Origin of the sequence: Mammaliicoccus vitulinus, assembly GCF_029024305.1 — a bacterium.
In the GTDB taxonomy this organism is placed as follows: Bacteria; Bacillota; Bacilli; order Staphylococcales; family Staphylococcaceae; genus Mammaliicoccus; species Mammaliicoccus vitulinus.
Genome location: NZ_CP118974.1, coordinates 1,336,194 through 1,355,009, shown reverse-complemented (window position 1 = coordinate 1,355,009; position 18,816 = coordinate 1,336,194). Strand labels below are relative to the sequence as shown.

At 36.0% G+C, this 18,816-nt stretch carries 16 protein-coding genes; 1 reads left to right on the top strand and 15 read right to left on the bottom strand.

Translation table 11 applies throughout. The annotated features are described in order from the left end of the window. Window positions 1-50: 50 nt before the first annotated feature. The 13 genes from PYW35_RS06865 to PYW35_RS06805 all read right to left on the bottom strand — a co-directional run bounded on the left by PYW35_RS06865 (window position 51) and on the right by PYW35_RS06805 (window position 8,334). Entirely contained in the window at window positions 51-272 is a 222-nt protein-coding gene (locus PYW35_RS06865) for a YozE family protein (RefSeq protein ID WP_016911866.1), read from the bottom strand. Continuing rightward, the gene (locus PYW35_RS06860; RefSeq protein ID WP_016911865.1) at window positions 273-776 is read right to left on the bottom strand and encodes a PTS sugar transporter subunit IIA; all 504 of its coding nucleotides are present in this window, start codon (window positions 774-776) and stop codon (window positions 273-275) included. Window positions 777-790: 14 nt separating this feature from the next. After that, entirely contained in the window at window positions 791-1,219 is a 429-nt protein-coding gene (gene msrB / locus PYW35_RS06855; RefSeq protein ID WP_016911864.1) for a peptide-methionine (R)-S-oxide reductase MsrB, read from the bottom strand. 1 nt (window position 1,220) lies between these two features. Further along, complete coding sequence (gene msrA / locus PYW35_RS06850; protein ID WP_103323635.1) at window positions 1,221-1,739, bottom strand: peptide-methionine (S)-S-oxide reductase MsrA; 519 nt, start codon at window positions 1,737-1,739, stop codon at window positions 1,221-1,223. 24 nt (window positions 1,740-1,763) lie between these two features. Next, a complete protein-coding gene (locus tag PYW35_RS06845; protein ID WP_103323634.1) occupies window positions 1,764-2,330 on the bottom strand; it encodes a DUF2140 family protein in 567 nt (188 codons plus the stop codon). Then, window positions 2,320-3,162: a DegV family protein gene (locus tag PYW35_RS06840; protein WP_103323633.1), complete on the bottom strand. Its 843-nt coding sequence runs from the start codon at window positions 3,160-3,162 to the stop codon at window positions 2,320-2,322. Before PYW35_RS06840 ends, PYW35_RS06845 begins: the two co-directional genes overlap by 11 nt. Continuing rightward, window positions 3,149-3,898, bottom strand: a complete 750-nt coding sequence (locus tag PYW35_RS06835; RefSeq protein WP_103323632.1) for a lysophospholipid acyltransferase family protein — start codon at window positions 3,896-3,898, stop codon at window positions 3,149-3,151. Before PYW35_RS06835 ends, PYW35_RS06840 begins: the two co-directional genes overlap by 14 nt. A gap of 1 nt (window position 3,899) precedes the next feature. Further along, window positions 3,900-4,379 (bottom strand): dihydrofolate reductase, encoded by a 480-nt coding sequence (locus PYW35_RS06830; protein WP_103323631.1) that lies wholly within the window; start codon window positions 4,377-4,379, stop codon window positions 3,900-3,902. A 12-nt stretch (window positions 4,380-4,391) separates the two neighbouring features. Next, entirely contained in the window at window positions 4,392-5,345 is a 954-nt protein-coding gene (locus PYW35_RS06825) for a thymidylate synthase (RefSeq protein WP_016911858.1), read from the bottom strand. A 433-nt stretch (window positions 5,346-5,778) separates the two neighbouring features. Next, a complete protein-coding gene (locus tag PYW35_RS06820; RefSeq protein WP_103323630.1) occupies window positions 5,779-6,579 on the bottom strand; it encodes a class I SAM-dependent methyltransferase in 801 nt (266 codons plus the stop codon). Then, on the bottom strand, window positions 6,563-7,000 hold the full coding sequence (brxA, locus tag PYW35_RS06815; RefSeq protein WP_016911856.1) for a bacilliredoxin BrxA: 438 nt from the start codon (window positions 6,998-7,000) through the stop codon (window positions 6,563-6,565). Before brxA ends, PYW35_RS06820 begins: the two co-directional genes overlap by 17 nt. A 4-nt stretch (window positions 7,001-7,004) precedes the next feature. Further along, window positions 7,005-8,129, bottom strand: coding sequence for a virulence factor (locus PYW35_RS06810; protein WP_016911855.1), 1,125 nt, complete (start codon window positions 8,127-8,129; stop codon window positions 7,005-7,007). Between the two features lie 10 nt (window positions 8,130-8,139). After that, window positions 8,140-8,334, bottom strand: coding sequence for a zinc-finger domain-containing protein (locus PYW35_RS06805; RefSeq protein ID WP_103323629.1), 195 nt, complete (start codon window positions 8,332-8,334; stop codon window positions 8,140-8,142). Between the two features lie 152 nt (window positions 8,335-8,486). Here PYW35_RS06805 and PYW35_RS06800 point away from each other — a divergent pair, with 152 nt between their 5' ends. Continuing rightward, the gene (locus PYW35_RS06800) at window positions 8,487-9,176 is read left to right on the top strand and encodes a queuosine precursor transporter (protein WP_016911854.1); all 690 of its coding nucleotides are present in this window, start codon (window positions 8,487-8,489) and stop codon (window positions 9,174-9,176) included. Between the two features lie 110 nt (window positions 9,177-9,286). Here the strand turns inward: PYW35_RS06800 and PYW35_RS06795 are convergent, their stop codons facing one another. Both PYW35_RS06795 and PYW35_RS06790 read right to left on the bottom strand, forming a co-directional pair. After that, on the bottom strand, window positions 9,287-10,885 hold the full coding sequence (locus PYW35_RS06795; RefSeq protein WP_103323628.1) for a poly(glycerol-phosphate) alpha-glucosyltransferase: 1,599 nt from the start codon (window positions 10,883-10,885) through the stop codon (window positions 9,287-9,289). Window positions 10,886-10,993: 108 nt separating this feature from the next. After that, window positions 10,994-18,451, bottom strand: a complete 7,458-nt coding sequence (locus PYW35_RS06790) for a Rib/alpha-like domain-containing protein (RefSeq protein ID WP_239102406.1) — start codon at window positions 18,449-18,451, stop codon at window positions 10,994-10,996. Window positions 18,452-18,816 lie beyond the last annotated feature (365 nt).

The following is an 18,816-nucleotide window of genomic DNA, read 5'->3' as shown; positions in this document are numbered from 1 at the left end:
CCTTACAAAGAAAAACACTTTGGTGCACTAGACACCAAAGTGTTAATCAGTTAGAACTTCAACCATTCTTCATAAGAATCAAATAAATCATCGAAAACACTCATGGGCTTTGTAAACATCGCTTCTGTTTCTAAATAATCAGAAAGTGTATGATAATCATTTGTAAACTTTGGAAATGATAAGTCCTGGAAAATTAAATCAGCTAATTCTCCAACTTCGCTATTCTCATTACGCTTTGTTAGTGCATATTGATAGAAAGAATATTGTTTCATTTATTTCATTTTCACATCAATAGCCTTAGTTTCACCCTTAACTAAGCTTTCTAATGATTCAATATTAATATCTTCTGCATCATCAGTATTTGTAATAATAACAGGGCTGATAACAGATTTAACTTTAGCTTCGATTGTTTCGATGTCGAATTTTAATAATTCGTCACCTTTAGTTACGACATCACCCGTGTTAACGAGTGCTTCAAAACCTTCTCCGCCTAATTGCACTGTTTCAAGACCAACGTGAATAAGAACTTCTAAACCGTTAGACGCTTTAATACCAACCGCGTGATTTGAAGGTTTAAATACGTTTACTACTTCGCCGTCGAATGGTGCGACTACTATACCTTCAGAAGGTTTGATTCCAAAACCTTCACCCATCATTTTTTGAGCGAAAACTGGATCTGGAATATCTTCAATTGCTACATATTCACCTGAAATTGGTGCAAATACTTCAACATTTGAATCTTTTGATTTTTTACCGCCGAATAATTTTTTAAACATAAGTATCTTCTCCTCTAGTCATTAAAATGATTTACTAATTCTCCATACCCTAAATCTTCTAACTTATCGTAAGGTATAAATTGTACAGCAGCTGAATTAATACAATATCTTAAACCACCTGATTCTTTAGGACCATCATTAAAAACGTGTCCTAGATGGCTATCAGAATCATCAGAGCGTACTTCAGTTCTTATCATACCATGAGTTTTATCTACAAGTTCAATAACTTCTTGGTCATCTAACGCTTTTGAGAAGCTTGGCCAACCACAATCAGATTCGAATTTCTCTTCTGAAGTAAATAGTGGTTTACCAGATAATTTATCTACATAAATTCCTTTATCAAAATGGTTCCAATATTCATTTTGGAATGGTGGTTCAGTGCCATTTTGTTGTGTTACTAAATATTCCATTTCATTTAATTCGTTTTTACTTTTTTTAAGCATTTTAACGCCCCCAATACTTTTCTATAAATGCTTTACGTCCAGAACCTTGTTGATAACCTTGATAATGTGCGGGGTTCTTTAAGTAATAATCTTGATGATGTGCTTCCGCAGGGTAAAAGTTCTTAAAAGGTTTAACGGGTGTAACAACGGGTTTATCAAAGATTTGTTGCTCGTTTAATTGATTTATTTTGTGATATGCTGTTTCTTTTTGTTCTTCATCATGATAGAAAATGACGGGTTCATAACTTTCCCCTCTATCGAAAAACTGACCTTTGTTATCAGTTGGATCAAAGGTTTTAAAGTATATATCTAAAATAGCTTCAAAATTCGTTTCTTCTTCATCGTATTCAATTTGAACGGCTTCTACATGTCCAGTTTGATTTGTGCATACTTCTTCGTAAGTAGGGTTATCAATGTGTCCACCACTATAACCAGAAGTTACTTCAATAATACCAGGAAATTCATTGAATGGTTTGACTAAACACCAAAAACATCCCCCAGCTAATGTTGCGTACGCCATAGTTGTACCTCCCTTGATGATAGTTTACTTTAACTTAATATCAAAGTACCATTTTTTTGCTGAAATATCTAATGTTTGAATTTGTATAGATTCAACATTGTCAATATCTAATTGGTCTAAAGAGAGATAGAAAGACTCATCTTTAGGGTTTACATGAATATAGGGTGGAAGATCACTATGCTTTTTGATTTGCGATAGAATAAATGGGTTTGAAATATTCAACTTGCCAATATCTATAGCTTGTATGTCAAACTTTATCGTATCGTTATTTAACTTTACTGGTTTAGTTTTAAGCTTAATAGGGATTTCTTTTCCTAAGATTTTAGTGTGCGTATCAAAGGATAATGCTTTTTTAGTGATGTTAGTTTGAATATCATACTGTGCAATTGAAGCATTCATGAGTGATTCAAGTTCTGCATTATTAAAAGAAATCGTAAAATCTTTATTGATTTGCTCATTCTTGCTATGTGGATATTGGTCATCATTTGATATAGATATAAAGACATATACCAAGGCTAAAAGGATTAAAATAATAAGAGTAATAAAAGCAAAAAACCAAGCCTTATGATTGATCCAATGTTTATTTTCCATAGAAGAACACGCCTATAGCGCCTTCGCCAGTATGTGTTGATACAACAGGTGTCGTTACAGCAGTATCAAACAGTTGAATATTTTTCTTTTCTTTAATTGTATTCATCAGTTTATTCATCAATTGTTCTGCGTTTGCATCAGCTATACCTATTTTTATAATTTCTTTTTTCTCTAAAAAGACATCAAGCTCTTTCATAAGGTATTTAATGACTGCATTTTGTGTTCTCGCGTTATGCATCATTTCAATTTTGCCGTTAATCACTTCACCAATAGGTTTAATGTTCATTAATGAACCAAGTAAGCCTTTCGCTTTACCGATTCTACCGCCTTTAATAAGGTTGTCTATATTACCTATCACAACAAATAATCTTAAGTTGTTTTTTATAATTTCAAGTTGTTCAATGATTTCTTCAACCGTCTTACCCTCATTCACCATTTTCACAACTTCTTCTATTTGGAAACCATAAGCTAAAGAGATGAAATTACTATCAATCACGGTAACTTCACTATCAGTCATTTGTGCAGCTTGTTGAGCTGCACTGAATGTTCCTGATAATTCTGCAGTCATGTGTATACTGAGGATTTCAGAGCCGTCTTTACCTAACGCATCGTAAGTTTCTACTATCTTGCCTATTGCTGGTTGGCTCGTTTTAGGTAGCTCTTTTGCTTCTCTCATTTTTTCAAGAAACTCTGTTGAACTAATTTCAGTCTGATCTTCGTACGTAACACCATCGATTAAAATATTCAATGGCACAACGGTGATATTGTTCTCTTCTAAATAGCTTGCTGATAAGTCTGTTGTTGAATCAACAACGATTTTAATTTTTGACATAATGATTCTCCTTTAATGATTGAACAGTATTGCTAATCTTCCCTTGAACAAATTGGCTAACTTCTTGCATCGTTTTATCTTCAAATACAGTTGGTTCTATAGGGTCTAATATGTGAACATACACATCTCCAGGAACCATTTTCTTTGAATTATACTTTTCCATAATATTAGAAGATCCATATATAGCGATTGGAACGATTTTAACTTTTGCAGATTTTGCCAATTTTAATGAGCCAGCTTTAAATTCTTGCATTTCTCCACCTTTACTTCGGCTTCCTTCTGGGAAGATAAGTAGTGAATGTTGCTCTTTTAATTTATTAATACCATCTTTAATCATTTGTAAACTTGCTCTTCTATTAGAGCGGTCTAAATATATACAGTTCATCTCTTCCATCCAAGGTTTTAAAAATGGGATTTTTTCTACTTCTTTTTTTGAAATAAAGCCAAATGGTTGTGGCAAGTTGTTAATCAACACAGGAATATCAAAATTACCTTCATGGTTCGAAATGTATAATACTGGTTCGTCAAACGGATCAGTGTTACCTGTAACATGAGTTTTGACCCCAGCAGAATCTAATATTCTTGAAGCCCATCTTCTTGCATATAAATAAACCATTTCATCTTGTATACGTACATCATCTATTTGTGTCTTTCTAATTTTCACTTTCTTTAATTGTGAAGACACTAGCGCTGCATAACCAATGATATAACCTATAGTTTTAGCCGTTCTTAACATACTATTTTTTCCTTTCCAAATGAATATAAGTGTGAGGTAATGTGTTTTTTTCATCTAATGTTCCTGCTTCAGATGAAGTGACTGTCCAATCTTTAAATTCATACGGTGGGAAAAATGCATCACCTTGGAATTTATCTTCAATAACAGTTACGTACATATCATCTACACGGTCCATCATTTGTTCATATAAACCTTGACCTCCGAAAATAAATACATGTCCTTCTATTTGGTCAATTTCATCCAAAGAATGAATAACGTCGACCCCTTCATGTTCAAAAGATCGATTAGAAGTTAATACGACATTTCTTCTGTTTGGCAATGGTCTGCCTAATGATTCAAATGTCTTTCTACCCATCACAATAGTATTACCCGTTGTTAAGGCTTTTACTCTCTTTAAATCACTCGGTAAATGCCATGGCATTTTGTTGTCTAAACCGATTACTCTATTTTGATCATGACATACTATAATTGACTTCATTATTTTTGCTCCTTCTTAAACTGCTATTGGTGCTTTAATACTTGGGTGTGATTGATAATCTTCAATTATTAAATCTTCATATTCTATATCGAACAATGACTTATTTGTGTTAATTTTAAGTTTTGGTGCAGCGTATGAATCTCTAGAAAGTTGTTCATTAATGGCTTCGATGTGGTTCTTGTAAATATGAGCATCACCAAAAGTATGAACAAACTCGCCTACTTCAAGCCCACATTCTTTAGCAATTAAATGTGTAAGTAGACTATAACTCGCAATATTAAAAGGAACACCTAAAAAGATATCGGCACTTCTTTGATATAATTGACAACTTAATTTGCCATCTTTAACATAAAATTGGAACAATGTATGACATGGTGGCAAAGCCATCGTATCAATTTCAGTTGGATTCCAAGCAGATATAATATGTCTACGAGAGTTTGGATTTTGTTTAATGTTATCAATTAAACTCTTGAGCTGATCAAAACGCTTACCATCTTGATCTTTCCAGTCTCTCCATTGCTTACCATATACATTACCTAAATCACCGTATGTTTTCATGAACTCATCATCGTTAAGAATCTTATCCTTAAAAATAGCTAATTGCGCTTTATACTGTTCATTAAACTTGTCATCGACTAAAGCACGGCGACCAAAGTCAGTCATGTCTGGCCCTTTATAAGCATCACTTTCAATCCACTTTTTAAACGCCCACTCATTCCAAATGTTATTTTTATATTGCAATAAATATCTAATATTCGTATCGCCTTTTATAAACCATAATAGTTCAGTTGCGATTAATTTAAACGAAACTTTTTTAGTCGTTAGTAGAGGGAATCCTTCTGATAAGTCAAATCTCATTTGGTGACCAAAAATAGAAATAGTACCTGTACCAGTTCTATCGTCTTTACTTTCACCTTCTTCTAATACTTTGTTACATAAATCATGATACGCTTTATCAAAGTTATTCATTAGTGCACCTCTTTTTTTCTTATTCTTCCATATCTATATTAACTAAAAAGTGTCTGTTTTACTACTGATATAATAGAAATAGATCACGATTAAATATAGAAACTTTGATGATTATTATGTATAATGGAATTAAATTACCAAAGAGATATCATTTCAAAGGAGGCTATTTCAATGAATGAAATATTCGCTGTTATAGGATTTTTCTTATTATTAAGCTACATGATTAGTATGTGTATTACTGAATAGTGCTCTTAAGGGGTAAATAACCACCATGGACTTATAAACCATGGTGGTTATTTTTATGTTTCCAATGTACTTTATAATCACAAATTAAAATAAAAAAGCATATCACGCTACTGATTTTTATCTCAGTGAATAGCGTGATATGCGTGGTATTTTACATTAATTTTTATTATTTTAGTTTTGCAGAATATTAATGTCCAAGTCTTTTATGATTAATTTTCAAGCCGTAATGTGTTTTGGTACTTTTTCGAATACATTGCGTGACTTTTAATTTTTTGAAAGACGGACTCTTATAATGTGCTTTTACGATTAAATATTTGTAATCTGATACGGACACTATTTCTTGATTGGTTCCCGTCATTTTAGATAACTCACCCATTCGATCGTTTTCGTCTAGTGTGCGTTCAAACATATTATCTAAGTAAAGCAAATCCAAGACTTCTGGATGCCTTTTGACCCATTTATTGTAATCATCATTTATAAAATGAATGCGTTTATATGTTTCTTCGTCTAAATATCTTTTCATGCCTTCTGATATCACATAATGTATTAAAGGATGTTGTTCTATGGCGTAAATGGTAGCTTGTTTAAATGTTTTGAGTATTAAATAGCTGTCTCTTCCAAACCCCATCGTTCCATCTACAAAATTAAATGAGGGTAAATCTTTAGCTACATAATCCACCATTTCAACGAGCACAGGTTGTTTGTTTTGTTTCATCAACTGTAATTTCACTTTTACGGTATCTAAGTGAAAATAAATGGGTGTTTCAGCAGTAAAATACAGTTTCGGCCCACTACTTTCAAATACGATAAGCGGCGTTGTATCCTGTTGAAATAATTGGCGAATGGTTAATTTTTTTCGGTCAATTACGTTTATATGATTGACCAAATCTAATGCCGATAATATAGAAAATGCATCTTCTACTTGTTTGTAGAGAGATGCATTTGATTTAACGGCAGTTGTTAACCTAACATTAGTCACAGTATTCATCAAAAGCGTCTTTAATATCCATACAAATTTCTTGGATATCTCTTCCTTCAATATGTTCACGAGGCATAAAGTATTTAAGTTCGCTACCTTTAAATAACGCCATAGATGGACTTGATGGTACTTGAGCAATATATTCTCTCATTGTTTCTGTAGCTTCTTTATCTTGACCAGCAAATACAGTAGCTGTTCTAGATGGTTTCTTTTCATTTTGTTGAGCAACAGTGACAGCTGCTGGACGTGCTAAGCCTGCAGCACATCCACATACAGAGTTTACAACGATAAATGTTGTTTCATCGTGCTTTGCATTATCCATATAATCTTTAACAGCGTCAGTTGTTTCTAAACTTTCAAAGCCTTGACCAGTCAATTCAGTTCTCATTGGTTGTGCTAATTCTTTCATGTATTGTTCGTATGCATTCATTTTATTATCCCTCTTTCTTTCTATTGGCCATTTGTTTCCAAACGGAGCCTAATGCTGCCTCACCGTTTTCAATTCTTTCAATTGCCATTTCTACTTGCAATTTAACGTCAAATGCTGGATCATTTTGTCTGTTTTTCAATGCTTCTAGAGCTGTTTCGTCACCTTCATCAAAAATAAACATAGCTGCACGCCATCTCACAATTTTTTGAGGATCTTCAAGAGCTTCAATCATGACAGGCAAAGCTTCTTTAAAGCCTAAGTCACTTAAACAATCTCCAGCAGTTCTTCTTACTGAAACGACTTTATCTTTCATACCTTTATATAAATATGGTAACGTTTCTTTCGTTTCTATCATACCTAATAACACGATAGCCATTCTTCGTACTTGAGGCTTATCATCATTTAATGCTGCCTCTAATAAAGGATAATCCTCTTCAGTTGGTGTTGGAAAGTCGTTTAACATTCTTAATTTTACTTTCCAATCTTGTTCTTGTTCAAACGTTTCTTTGTCTACATGAACAAATTGTTTTTCAGGTATTGTAATATCACTTGTTAAAGCTTCTTCCACAAGTTCATCTAAAATTGATTTAGGATATAAAGCGAGTATTTCTTCTTGAACTGTTTCAAGAACTTCTTCAACTTCACCATAACGTACACCTAAATCATCCCATTTTCTTAAGAAGACGACATTATCAGAGTCTTTCGTTGCTTTTAACATGCTATCGATATAAATTTCAGGTAATTGTTTTCTCTTTTCTTCATCTTGTGTTGTCAATTTAATTTGGTAAGGAATACCTTTGAATTTTAACACTTCTGCTTTTACTTCACCAAAATGTTCATTCACTTGATTTTGATTTAAATCGCCATCTTGATCTGAGCCAGATATAGCAGCTGTAACATCTTTAAGTAAAGTGTCCCAATTTTCTTTCGGACGTTTATCAACAGCAATAAAATCCATCACGTGGAATACAGATTTCACACCTTCTAATTGTAAAATACGGTTAATGAATTCAGGATTATGATCATTAATTTCTGTATAAGTCTTTGACGATCTGTCTTCCTTTTTAAATGATAAAATGATCTTCATTGTATTAGGACTTGGTGTTGGTTCAACTCTAACAATTTCCATAATATCCTCCTTATTGCAATTTGTTGCCTAGTTGTTTTATTCGTATACCGATAGAACACTCAGATATACAATATTGATGCGCTTGGTGCTTGCCTTTTGATTCCCTATAATGCGTCTTAAGCAAACACCCTTTGCAGTATGTTTCCATTAATTGATCTATTTGTTTAATAGCTAACTTTTCTTCTTGAACTAAAATGCGTGTCACTCCCTTACTTAGACCGTTATTATAACATTCATAATATGAATTGTTTATGATAAAGCTTGTTGATTTTTATAACTTTGCGCCTTATAATAGGAAAGTTCGATTATCGCGGTTTCTAAACACCCGCTATATCAAAATTTAGGAGGAACAAAGTTATGTATAATGAATTAATAGGTATTGGCACATTCTTCGTTACATTTATATTAATGTTAGTCCTTTACCGAATTTTTGGAAAAACTGGTCTGTTTGTTTGGGTTGCTATAGGTACTATTATAGCAAATATACAGGTTATTAAAACAGTAGAACTATTTTCAGTCAGTGCAACGCTCGGAAATGTGATGTTCGCTTCAATTTATCTTGCAACAGATATATTAAACGATATCTATGGTAGAAAACAAGCTAAAAAAGCAGTTTGGTTAGGATTTTCATCCGTTATAGTTATGGTGATATTGCTACAATGCTCATTGGCGTTTATACCAGCACAAGATGACGTTTCACAACAAGCACTCGAAACAATATTTAATATTGTACCAAGAATCGCTTTAGGTTCGATCATTGCTTATATTATTGGTCAACATTTAGATGTATTATTGTTTACTTTAATTAAGAAAAAGTTTTCATCTGATAAGACTTTCTATATAAGAGCATATGGAAGTACAGTAGTCAGTTCAATCGTAGATACAGCGATATTTGTATTAATCGCATTTTACGGTAACTTACCAAATAGTGTTGTGTTCGAAATTTTCATCACCACATATTTCTTAAAACTACTTACAACAATATCTAACGTACCTTTCGGCTATATTGCAAAATCAATGTATAGAAAAGGCAAAATTGCTGAATAGAGCAAAATAAATATTTAAGAGTTTGGGTTTCGATCCTTTCTCAATATAAATCACCCTTCCGAAGAATTTATTCTACGAAAGGGTGAATTTTTATTTCTAAATATCATTATCTATTTAAACACTTTCTGATATTGTACGTAACCTGATAAATAATGTTCAATATCATCAATTCTAACTCGGTAACCATGGTGTTTAATAAAGAAAGAATTCAATATTTTAGCTGGATTCTTAAAGTACATTGCAATTTCTGGATAGAAATAGCCCGTTCTTTCATAATCAGCTCGTATATGAATGGTTTTAATGAATTTTTCTTCATCTAAATATTCTTTGACGAGTTCGGAATAACCGGTTTTTTTAGCTTTTTCAACTAAGTGATATGTCGCCATTAACATTTCTAAAAATGTCGGGTAAGTCGTCTCCCTTTGCTGTATATAATCTAAGTAGCTAGAAACGTTTTGTATACCAAATTTATAATATTTTTCTTGTGGGTCAATTTGCACAAGTTCGTTTGTACAATAGCCAAGCCAATGGTCATGATATTTCCAATATTGTTCTTGTATGAATGTCTCGAAGAGCATTTTAACTGTGTTAAGCCATTGTTCATTATGATCTAATTGGTACAATCTTAATAATGCTAAAGCTGCTTCCCCATCATAATATACAATTTTAAACTTTTCTTTCACAGTTAAATCTGGATAATTTAATATATGAACTGTATGAGCATCTTTATCAATCATCTGTAATATACCTTTTGCTACTTTTTGTGCAGCTTCTAGATATGAACCATCGTCTGCTGCATATTTTAAATACTCGCAAATCGCCAATATAAATGTTGCATTTTGCCCTAATTTTATTTCATTAACGCCATTTGTATCATCATAAATATGAGCAAAATCATCCACTTCATATAAATAGTTTTTAATTAAATAATCAATGGGCTTTCTAATAATACTTACATCTTTGTTCAAGTACGTTAAGGCTTCTATTAGTGCATAAGTTGAAGAACTGTGCCTTAAATTATTATAAAAATCTATTTCTTTATCGAAATGTGGGAAGTATCCATAAATGTATTGACCACTATCTTGAATTTGATTTTTCAAAAATTCAGTAGCTTTTTCAATCATGCTATCTATTTCACTGCTAAGATCCTCAATAAATCTCAATCCTTTTCTATATCCTTCTGATTCTAACTTTATGACTTCATTTCCTTCAATCAAATAGCTTTCAGTATAGAATTTATAAACTTGTTTATTTTCATAGTCATTATGCAAATAAACCATAAATAAATCTTTATACCTTCTAATATAGTGTGTGATATTCTTTTCAGATAGTATGAAAACATTTTCTTTATTCGTAGGTCTTATAAAAGCATTTGCATTGATTTCTTCAGGTAAGAAAGCGAGTTTCCAATTTTCATGTAATGAAAATCCATATTGCACATAGTTTCTACGTGTTTGAATTAAATCATTTTTCAACTTTTCATACGGCAAGCTTTCTATAGACGTTACAACATCTATTTTTATCCATGTAGGCTGTTTCCCACTTTTCTTCCGATACGTATCTATAAATTTTTGTACATTTCTATCAACATGATCATAATTAAAATTTTTAACTACAGCTTTCATAGACGGATGACCTAAGCTAACAAACACCCTTTTACAGCTTTTGTGATTCTTTAAAATTTCGCATATATGATAATTAATATCCATTTATTAATGTATCCTTTCATATACATATTTAATTTTACTTTTTATATTTAAGTATAAGAAAGTGGTTAAACCATCAAAGGTTTAACCACTTGTTTGATTCATTAATTACTATTCATTTTCTTCTTTTTCATCTTTACGACGACCAAATAGGAATAATGAACCAAGTCCTGCAAACAGACTACCAAATAAAGTTGTATTTTCTATAGGCTGTTCACCTGTATCAGGTAAAACTTTAGCTTTAGAAGCATCATCTTTATTCATGTCGTTACTCATGTCTTTATTCATGTCACTATTTCTAGAAACATTATCTTTAGAAACTTGCATAGCGTTTGCTGTTTGTTCTTCTGAATTAGATGACATTTGTTTATTCTGAACATCAGCTTGATTAGATGTAACAGAATCTTGTGCTGCTGAATCTCCTGCTACAACAACTTCAACATTCACCTCTTCAGAAGTACCATCTGGATAAGTGACCATAACAGGAATATTAACGATGCTACCAGGAACTGCATTTGCAGGTGGTGTTACAGTTATATCGCCTGTATTAGGATCAACAGTTACAATCCAACCATTAGGAACTTTGCTAGGAGGTACTTCAAACTTAGTTCCAGGAGGGAAAGTATTATCTCCAGTTTGAGGGATATGAGTACTCATGCCAGGTTTCACAGAAGTACTGCTGCTATCCTTACCATAACCAGGTGTATTGTTGTCAGCATCGCTGCCTTTATTTACGTTGCTATCTGAGTCTGAATCGCTATCGGAATCTGAATCACTGTCTGAGTCTGTGTCGCTGTCAGAATCTGAATCACTGTCTGAGTCTGTGTCGCTGTCTGAGTCTGTGTCGCTATCTGAATCTGAATCGCTGTCTGAATCTGAATCGCTATCTGAATCAGAGTCGCTGTCTGAGTCTGAATCGCTATCTGAATCTGAGTCGCTATCAGAGTCTGAATCACTGTCGGAATCTGAGTCACTATCAGAATCTGAGTCGCTATCGGAATCAGAGTCGCTATCAGAGTCTGAGTCGCTATCTGAATCAGAGTCGCTATCAGAGTCTGAATCACTGTCGGAATCTGAGTCACTATCGGAATCAGAGTCGCTGTCAGAATCTGAATCGCTATCAGAGTCGCTGTCTGAATCAGAGTCGCTGTCTGAATCTGAATCACTGTCTGAATCAGAGTCGCTATCAGAATCTGAGTCACTATCTGAGTCACTATCTGAATCAGAGTCGCTATCTGAATCTGAGTCACTATCTGAGTCTGAGTCGCTATCTGAGTCACTATCTGAATCAGAGTCACTGTCGGAATCAGAGTCGCTATCAGAATCTGAGTCGCTATCAGAGTCTGAATCACTGTCGGAATCAGAATCACTATCTGAGTCAGAGTCGCTGTCTGAGTCTGAGTCACTATCGGAGTCTGAGTCGCTGTCCGAGTCTGAATCGCTATCTGAATCTGAATCGCTGTCTGAGTCTGAATCGCTATCAGAATCTGAGTCACTATCAGAATCTGAGTCGCTGTCGGAATCAGAATCACTATCTGAGTCTGAGTCGCTGTCTGAGTCTGAGTCACTATCGGAGTCTGAGTCGCTGTCCGAGTCTGAGTCGCTGTCCGAGTCTGAATCGCTATCTGAGTCAGAATCACTATCCGAGTCTGAATCGCTATCTGAATCTGAATCGCTGTCTGAGTCAGAGTCGCTATCTGAATCAGAGTCACTGTCTGAATCAGAGTCGCTATCTGAATCTGAGTCACTATCTGAATCAGAGTCACTATCTGAATCAGAGTCGCTATCTGAATCTGAGTCACTGTCTGAATCAGAGTCGCTATCAGAGTCGCTGTCTGAATCTGAATCACTGTCTGAATCAGAGTCGCTATCAGAATCTGAGTCACTATCGGAATCAGAGTCGCTATCAGAATCTGAGTCACTATCGGAATCTGAGTCACTGTCAGAGTCAGAATCGCTATCTGAATCTGAATCACTATCCGAGTCTGAATCGCTATCTGAATCTGAATCGCTATCTGAATCTGAATCGCTATCTGAATCTGAATCTGAGTCACTATCTGAATCAGAGTCGCTATCAGAGTCACTGTCAGAGTCAGAATCGCTATCTGAATCTGAATCTGAGTCGCTATCTGAGTCTGAATCGCTGTCTGAGTCTGAGTCACTATCGGAGTCTGAGTCGCTGTCCGAGTCTGAATCGCTGCCCGAGTCTGAATCGCTATCTGAGTCAGAATCACTATCCGAGTCTGAATCGCTATCTGAATCTGAATCGCTGTCTGAGTCTGAGTCACTATCGGAGTCTGAGTCGCTGTCCGAGTCTGAATCGCTGTCAGAGTCTGAGTCGCTATCTGAGTCAGAATCACTATCCGAGTCTGAATCGCTATCTGAATCTGAGTCACTGTCCGAGTCTGAGTCACTGTCTGAGTCAGAATCATATGGAGTAGTTATATCTGGATTACCGTCACCATCTGTATCTGTTGGTTGGTTAGAAGATGTATCAGATTCGTCACTGTTCTTAATACCGTCGCCATCATAATCTTCTTCACCGTCAGGTGTACCATTACTGTTAGAATCAGGATTTGTTGGATCTGTACCAATGAGTTTTTCATCCTCATTGTTTACACCGTCGCCATCGATATCATTATCATCTTTATCTGGCGTACCATCTCCGTCAGTATCTTTCGGTGTCGTGATATCTGGTTGACCATCACCATCAGTATCCGTTGGATGATTAGAAGCTGGATCAGATTCATCACTGTTTTTAATGCCATCTCCGTCATGATCTTCTTCACCATCAGGTGTACCATTACCATCAGTATCTGGATTTGTTGGATCTGTACCAATGAGTTTTTCATCTTCATTGTTTACACCATCGCCATCGATATCATTATCGTCTTTGTCTGGTGTACCGTCGCCATCTGTATCTTTCGCAGTCGTGATATCTGGATTACCGTCACCATCTTTATCCGTTGGTTGGTTAGAAGATGTATCAGATTCGTCACTGTTCTTAATGCCGTCGCCGTCATGATCTTCTTCACCGTCAGGTGTACCATTACCATCAGTATCTGGATTTGTTGGATCTGTACCAATGAGTTTTTCATCCTCATTGTTTACACCGTCGCCATCGATATCATTATCATCTTTATCTGGCGTACCATCTCCGTCAGTATCTTTCGGTGTCGTGATATCTGGTTGACCATCACCATCAGTATCCGTTGGATGATTAGAAGATGTATCAGATTCGTCACTGTTCTTAATGCCATCTCCGTCATGATCTTCTTCACCATCAGGTGTACCATTACCATCAGTATCTGGATTTGTAGGATCTGTACCAATGAGTTTTTCATCTTCATTGTTTACACCGTCGCCATCGATATCATTATCATCTTTATCTGGCGTACCATCTCCGTCAGTATCTTTCGGTGTCGTGATATCTGGTTGACCATCACCATCAGTATCCGTTGGATGATTAGAAGCTGGATCAGATTCATCACTGTTTTTAATGCCATCTCCGTCATGATCTTCTTCACCATCAGGTGTACCATTACCATCAGTATCTGGATTTGTTGGATCTGTACCAATGAGCTTTTCATCCTCATTGTTTACACCGTCGCCATCGATATCATTATCATCTTTATCTGGCGTACCATCTCCGTCAGTATCTTTCGGTGTATTGATATCTGGTTGACCATCACCATCAGTATCCGTTGGATGATTAGAAGCTGGATCAGATTCATCACTGTTTTTAATGCCATCTCCGTCATGATCTTCTTCACCATCAGGTGTACCATTACCATCAGTATCTGGATTTGTTGGATCTGTACCAATGAGCTTTTCATCCTCATTGTTTACACCGTCGCTATCGATATCATTATCATCTTTATCTGGCGTACCATCTCCGTCAGTATCTTTCGGTGTATTGATATCTGGTTGACCATCACCATCAGTATCCGTTGGTTGATTAGAAGCTGGATCAGATTCATCACTGTTTTTAATGCCGTCGCCGTCATGATCTTCTTCACCATCAGGTGTACCATTACCATCAGTATCTGGATTTGTTGGATCTGTACCGATGAGTTTTTCATCTTCATTGTTTACACCATCGCCATCGATATCATTATCATCTTTGTCTGGTGTACCGTCGCCATCTGTATCTTTCGCAGTCGTGATATCTGGATTACCGTCACCATCTTTATCCGTTGGTTGGTTAGAAGATGTATCAGATTCGTCACTGTTCTTAATACCGTCGCCATCATAATCTTCTTCACCGTCAGGTGTACCATTACCGTCAGTATCTGGATTTGTTGGATCTGTACCGATGAGTTTTTCGTCCTCATTGTTTACACCATCGCCATCGATATCATTATCATCTTTGTCTGGTGTGCCGTCACCATCTGTATCTTTCGGTGTAATAATATCTGGATTACCATCTCCATCTTTATCTGTTGGTTGATTAGAAGCTGGATCAGATTCATCACTGTTCTTAATGCCGTCGTTATCATAATCTTCTTCACCGTCAGGTGTACCATTTCCGTCAGAATCTGTTTTCTTAGGATCAGTACCAATGAGTTTTTCGTCCTCATTGTTTACACCGTCACCATCGATATCATTATCGTCTTTGTCTGGTGTGCTATCACCATCTGTATCTTTGTTAGCATCATGAGTGATTTCAACAGGAACATCGACTGTTTCCTTAGAACCATCACCGTATGTCACTTCGACTGGGACTGTATGTTTACCGACCTCTGTTGGAATTTCACCTTTGACTTCCTTGTTGGTAATTTCTGCACCATCTGGAGCAGTTACGGCATCCTTGATGGTATCGGCTGTGACTTCCTCAGTTTCTGGTTTACTGATTGGAGCGACAACTGGATCGTATTTCTGGTTGTCATCCACCTTAGTGATTTCAACAGGAACATCGACTGTTTCTTTAGAACCATCACCGTATGTCACTTCGACTGGGACTGTATGCTTACCGACCTCTGTTGGAATATCAACTTTAACTTCCTTGTTGGTAATTTCAGCGCCATCTGGTGTCGAAATTGCGTTTTTAACTTCCTCTGCCGTAACTGGACTGGTTTCTGGCTTGGTAACCTTAGTTACCGTTGGATTGTACTTATCCTTGTCAGACGGATAATTAACAATAACTGTTACAATCTTGTCTTGGCCACTTGGGGTCGTCAATTTGACATAAACTGGATTGTTCTTGCCTTTTGTTGGTAGAGTAGTGGTTGGTTGCGCAGTAGCAATATCAGCAGAATCAACGATTTCAGCTTGGATTTGATCCTTTGTGATATTGTATCCAATATTGCCATCTGCTTCATTCGTAGTACCACGGTAGTTTTCAAATGCCTTATCCTTGATTTCTTCCGCTGTAACCGTTTGGTTTGCCTGCTTTTCAATCGGAGTTGTCGGATCTGTTACACGCAAGGAAGCAATCTTGAACTTCTCAGAAACCGCTTCTTTAGTAGACGAACCAGTCTCGACAACAGCTCGAACCGTATAGTATGGAAGAATATCTCCGTTCGCAAAATGGTGGACAATATTTCCTTTACTAAAGATAATTTGACTCTTATCAGCAGGTTGCGTGAAGTTCACCACATCATCATGCACAAATGCTTGTGGATCATTGGGATCGCCTTGACCTCCAGTCAAATGAAGACCTGTAATCGGACGTTCGTTCGCAGCTGTGATTGTTCCTGTCGTAAATTCTTTGGTCGTTGGTGTATCTTCCCAGACAAAATAATTTTCAAAATTCGTCGCCTTCGCTACTTTCGTAATCGTAACAGGTACGTTCAACTCATCTTTTGTCCCATCTGCGTATGTCACGACGACTGGGACAGTATAATCTCCAGAGGTAGTTGGAAGTGTGACACCTTCTTTGATTGCTACGGTACCATTTCCCTTATCCGCTACGGCACCAGTCACATCAACCGCAGTCAATCCACCTTCTGGCCGAGTAACACGAGACGCAGTTGGATTGTAGCGTAGATTATCAGGAATTGGGATTGCTCGCATATTACCCGTAACACGGTTAGTTGGATTTAGTCTATTAGAAGCAACCAAACCTGCCATAAACGGCAAATCCACTTTGGTCTCTGCATCTACTACTGCACGAACGACCATTTTGTAGGCACGATTATCACCACCACCAACTTCCTCAGAAAGATAAGCCTCGTTCATTTTATCTTTTAAGTTGTCATTTAAGAAACTTGTAAACTCATTATCATAACCACGTGCTATACGAGTATTCCACTCATTATCAAACGTATCTCTCCACTTATTCCGCTCAGGGTGTTTTTTTGAAACAATCCATCGACTAATATTATTAAAAGTTGACGGATTAACAGTCCATTCGCGTTCCCAATTTCGCCCTCGTCCAAAACCATCATATTTTTCAATTGATTGAACTTCTACTCCATGTGGTACAGTAAAATAAATAAACGGTCTTGATGGCCAAGCATAATTCGCAAGGTTATACTCTATCGTCCAAGTAATATTTCGCTTACCTGTTACGGGGTCTAGTTGGATATCTTGGTGATAAACAACCGTTCCATCAACAGTTCCACCTTCCTTTGTAGTTGACTCCCCATTTGCCGCTTTAAAGGCTCCTGTTTCTCTATTTGGACCTACAACCTCACGGAAGCCTGTCCCTTCTGAAATTGCGTCCGCTGCATGGACAAGTTTTGCCCCCTCGATGACAGCAGTTGCACCATCATAGACAATCGTTGCAGTACCGTCAGGAGCGACACTTACATTTTCAGCACTCAACTGGGCATTGGCCTTCAAAATCCGCTTCAAGACACGCTCCCGATCATAGTCTGTTAGTACAGAAATATCAGCTACTGCAATAGACTCTGGCACACTTGGTTGAAACTCTACACGATTAGCAGCTGTATCTGTTGCTTTCATTGGATCAGACACTGCGGACGTGTTCGGTCTTTCAGCTTTGTCGTCTTCTGATGAAACGCTATCGTTGTCAGCTTCTATGTCTCGAGAACTTTCATGTTCATTTCGTTTATTATCAGATGTTTCAACATTTTTCCCGGTTTGTTGTTTAACAGCGTCCTTGTTCTCAAGCTCTTGATGATCTTGCGGCGCTGTCGATTCTTCTGATTGGTTATTTTCCTCATGATTTACTTTTGCATTTTGTTCTGCTAATGTTTCATGATCCTCTTCTGCATGCGCTTCTTTAGCTGTTGCCTCTGATGAATGTTCCTCACTTGGAGCCTCTACTTCCGCATTATTTTCTTGTTCTGTCGATTCTGATAAATGATCTTCATTTGTTGGTTCTACTTCAGACGTTTCAACATTATTAGGGACTGATTCGCTAGATAAATCTAATGCTTTATCTTGATTAGCTGAATCTTTGTTGTTTGTATTGTCTTCTACAACATCCTTGTCTTTATCATTTAATGAATCTTCATGTTTGATTACATTTGCGTCATTCTCAGAAGCAAATGCATCATGAGTTGGTACACCTAAAAATATGAGCGTACCGATTAATATCGAGCAAGTACCTACCGTGTACTTACGGATACTAAACTTTTGTAATCGCCGTTGCTTGTCCATTAGCAATCCCCTTTACTAAATAAATTTCTTTGGAGAGCAACTTTACTCATGGCAGATTCTTTCCCGTTACTATTTTGTTTTTATCTTTTTAGTAATGTTTCATTATATGATCTTTAATTGAATCTAAGATATATGAGTGAAGTGCACACTATTAATATGCAAATGGTAATATTTCATTAACTCTCCTTCCGTTTAAATTATTCGCATATAAGATATGGAACAAAATTCAATTTTGTTCGAAAATAGTATATCATCTTTTTACTGATAATAAAATACTATAATAATAAAACTCTATAAAATATTTATGCAATTTTAAGAACTTTAAATATTTTCCTTTAATATGTCTATTTAAGATTTATTCAGAA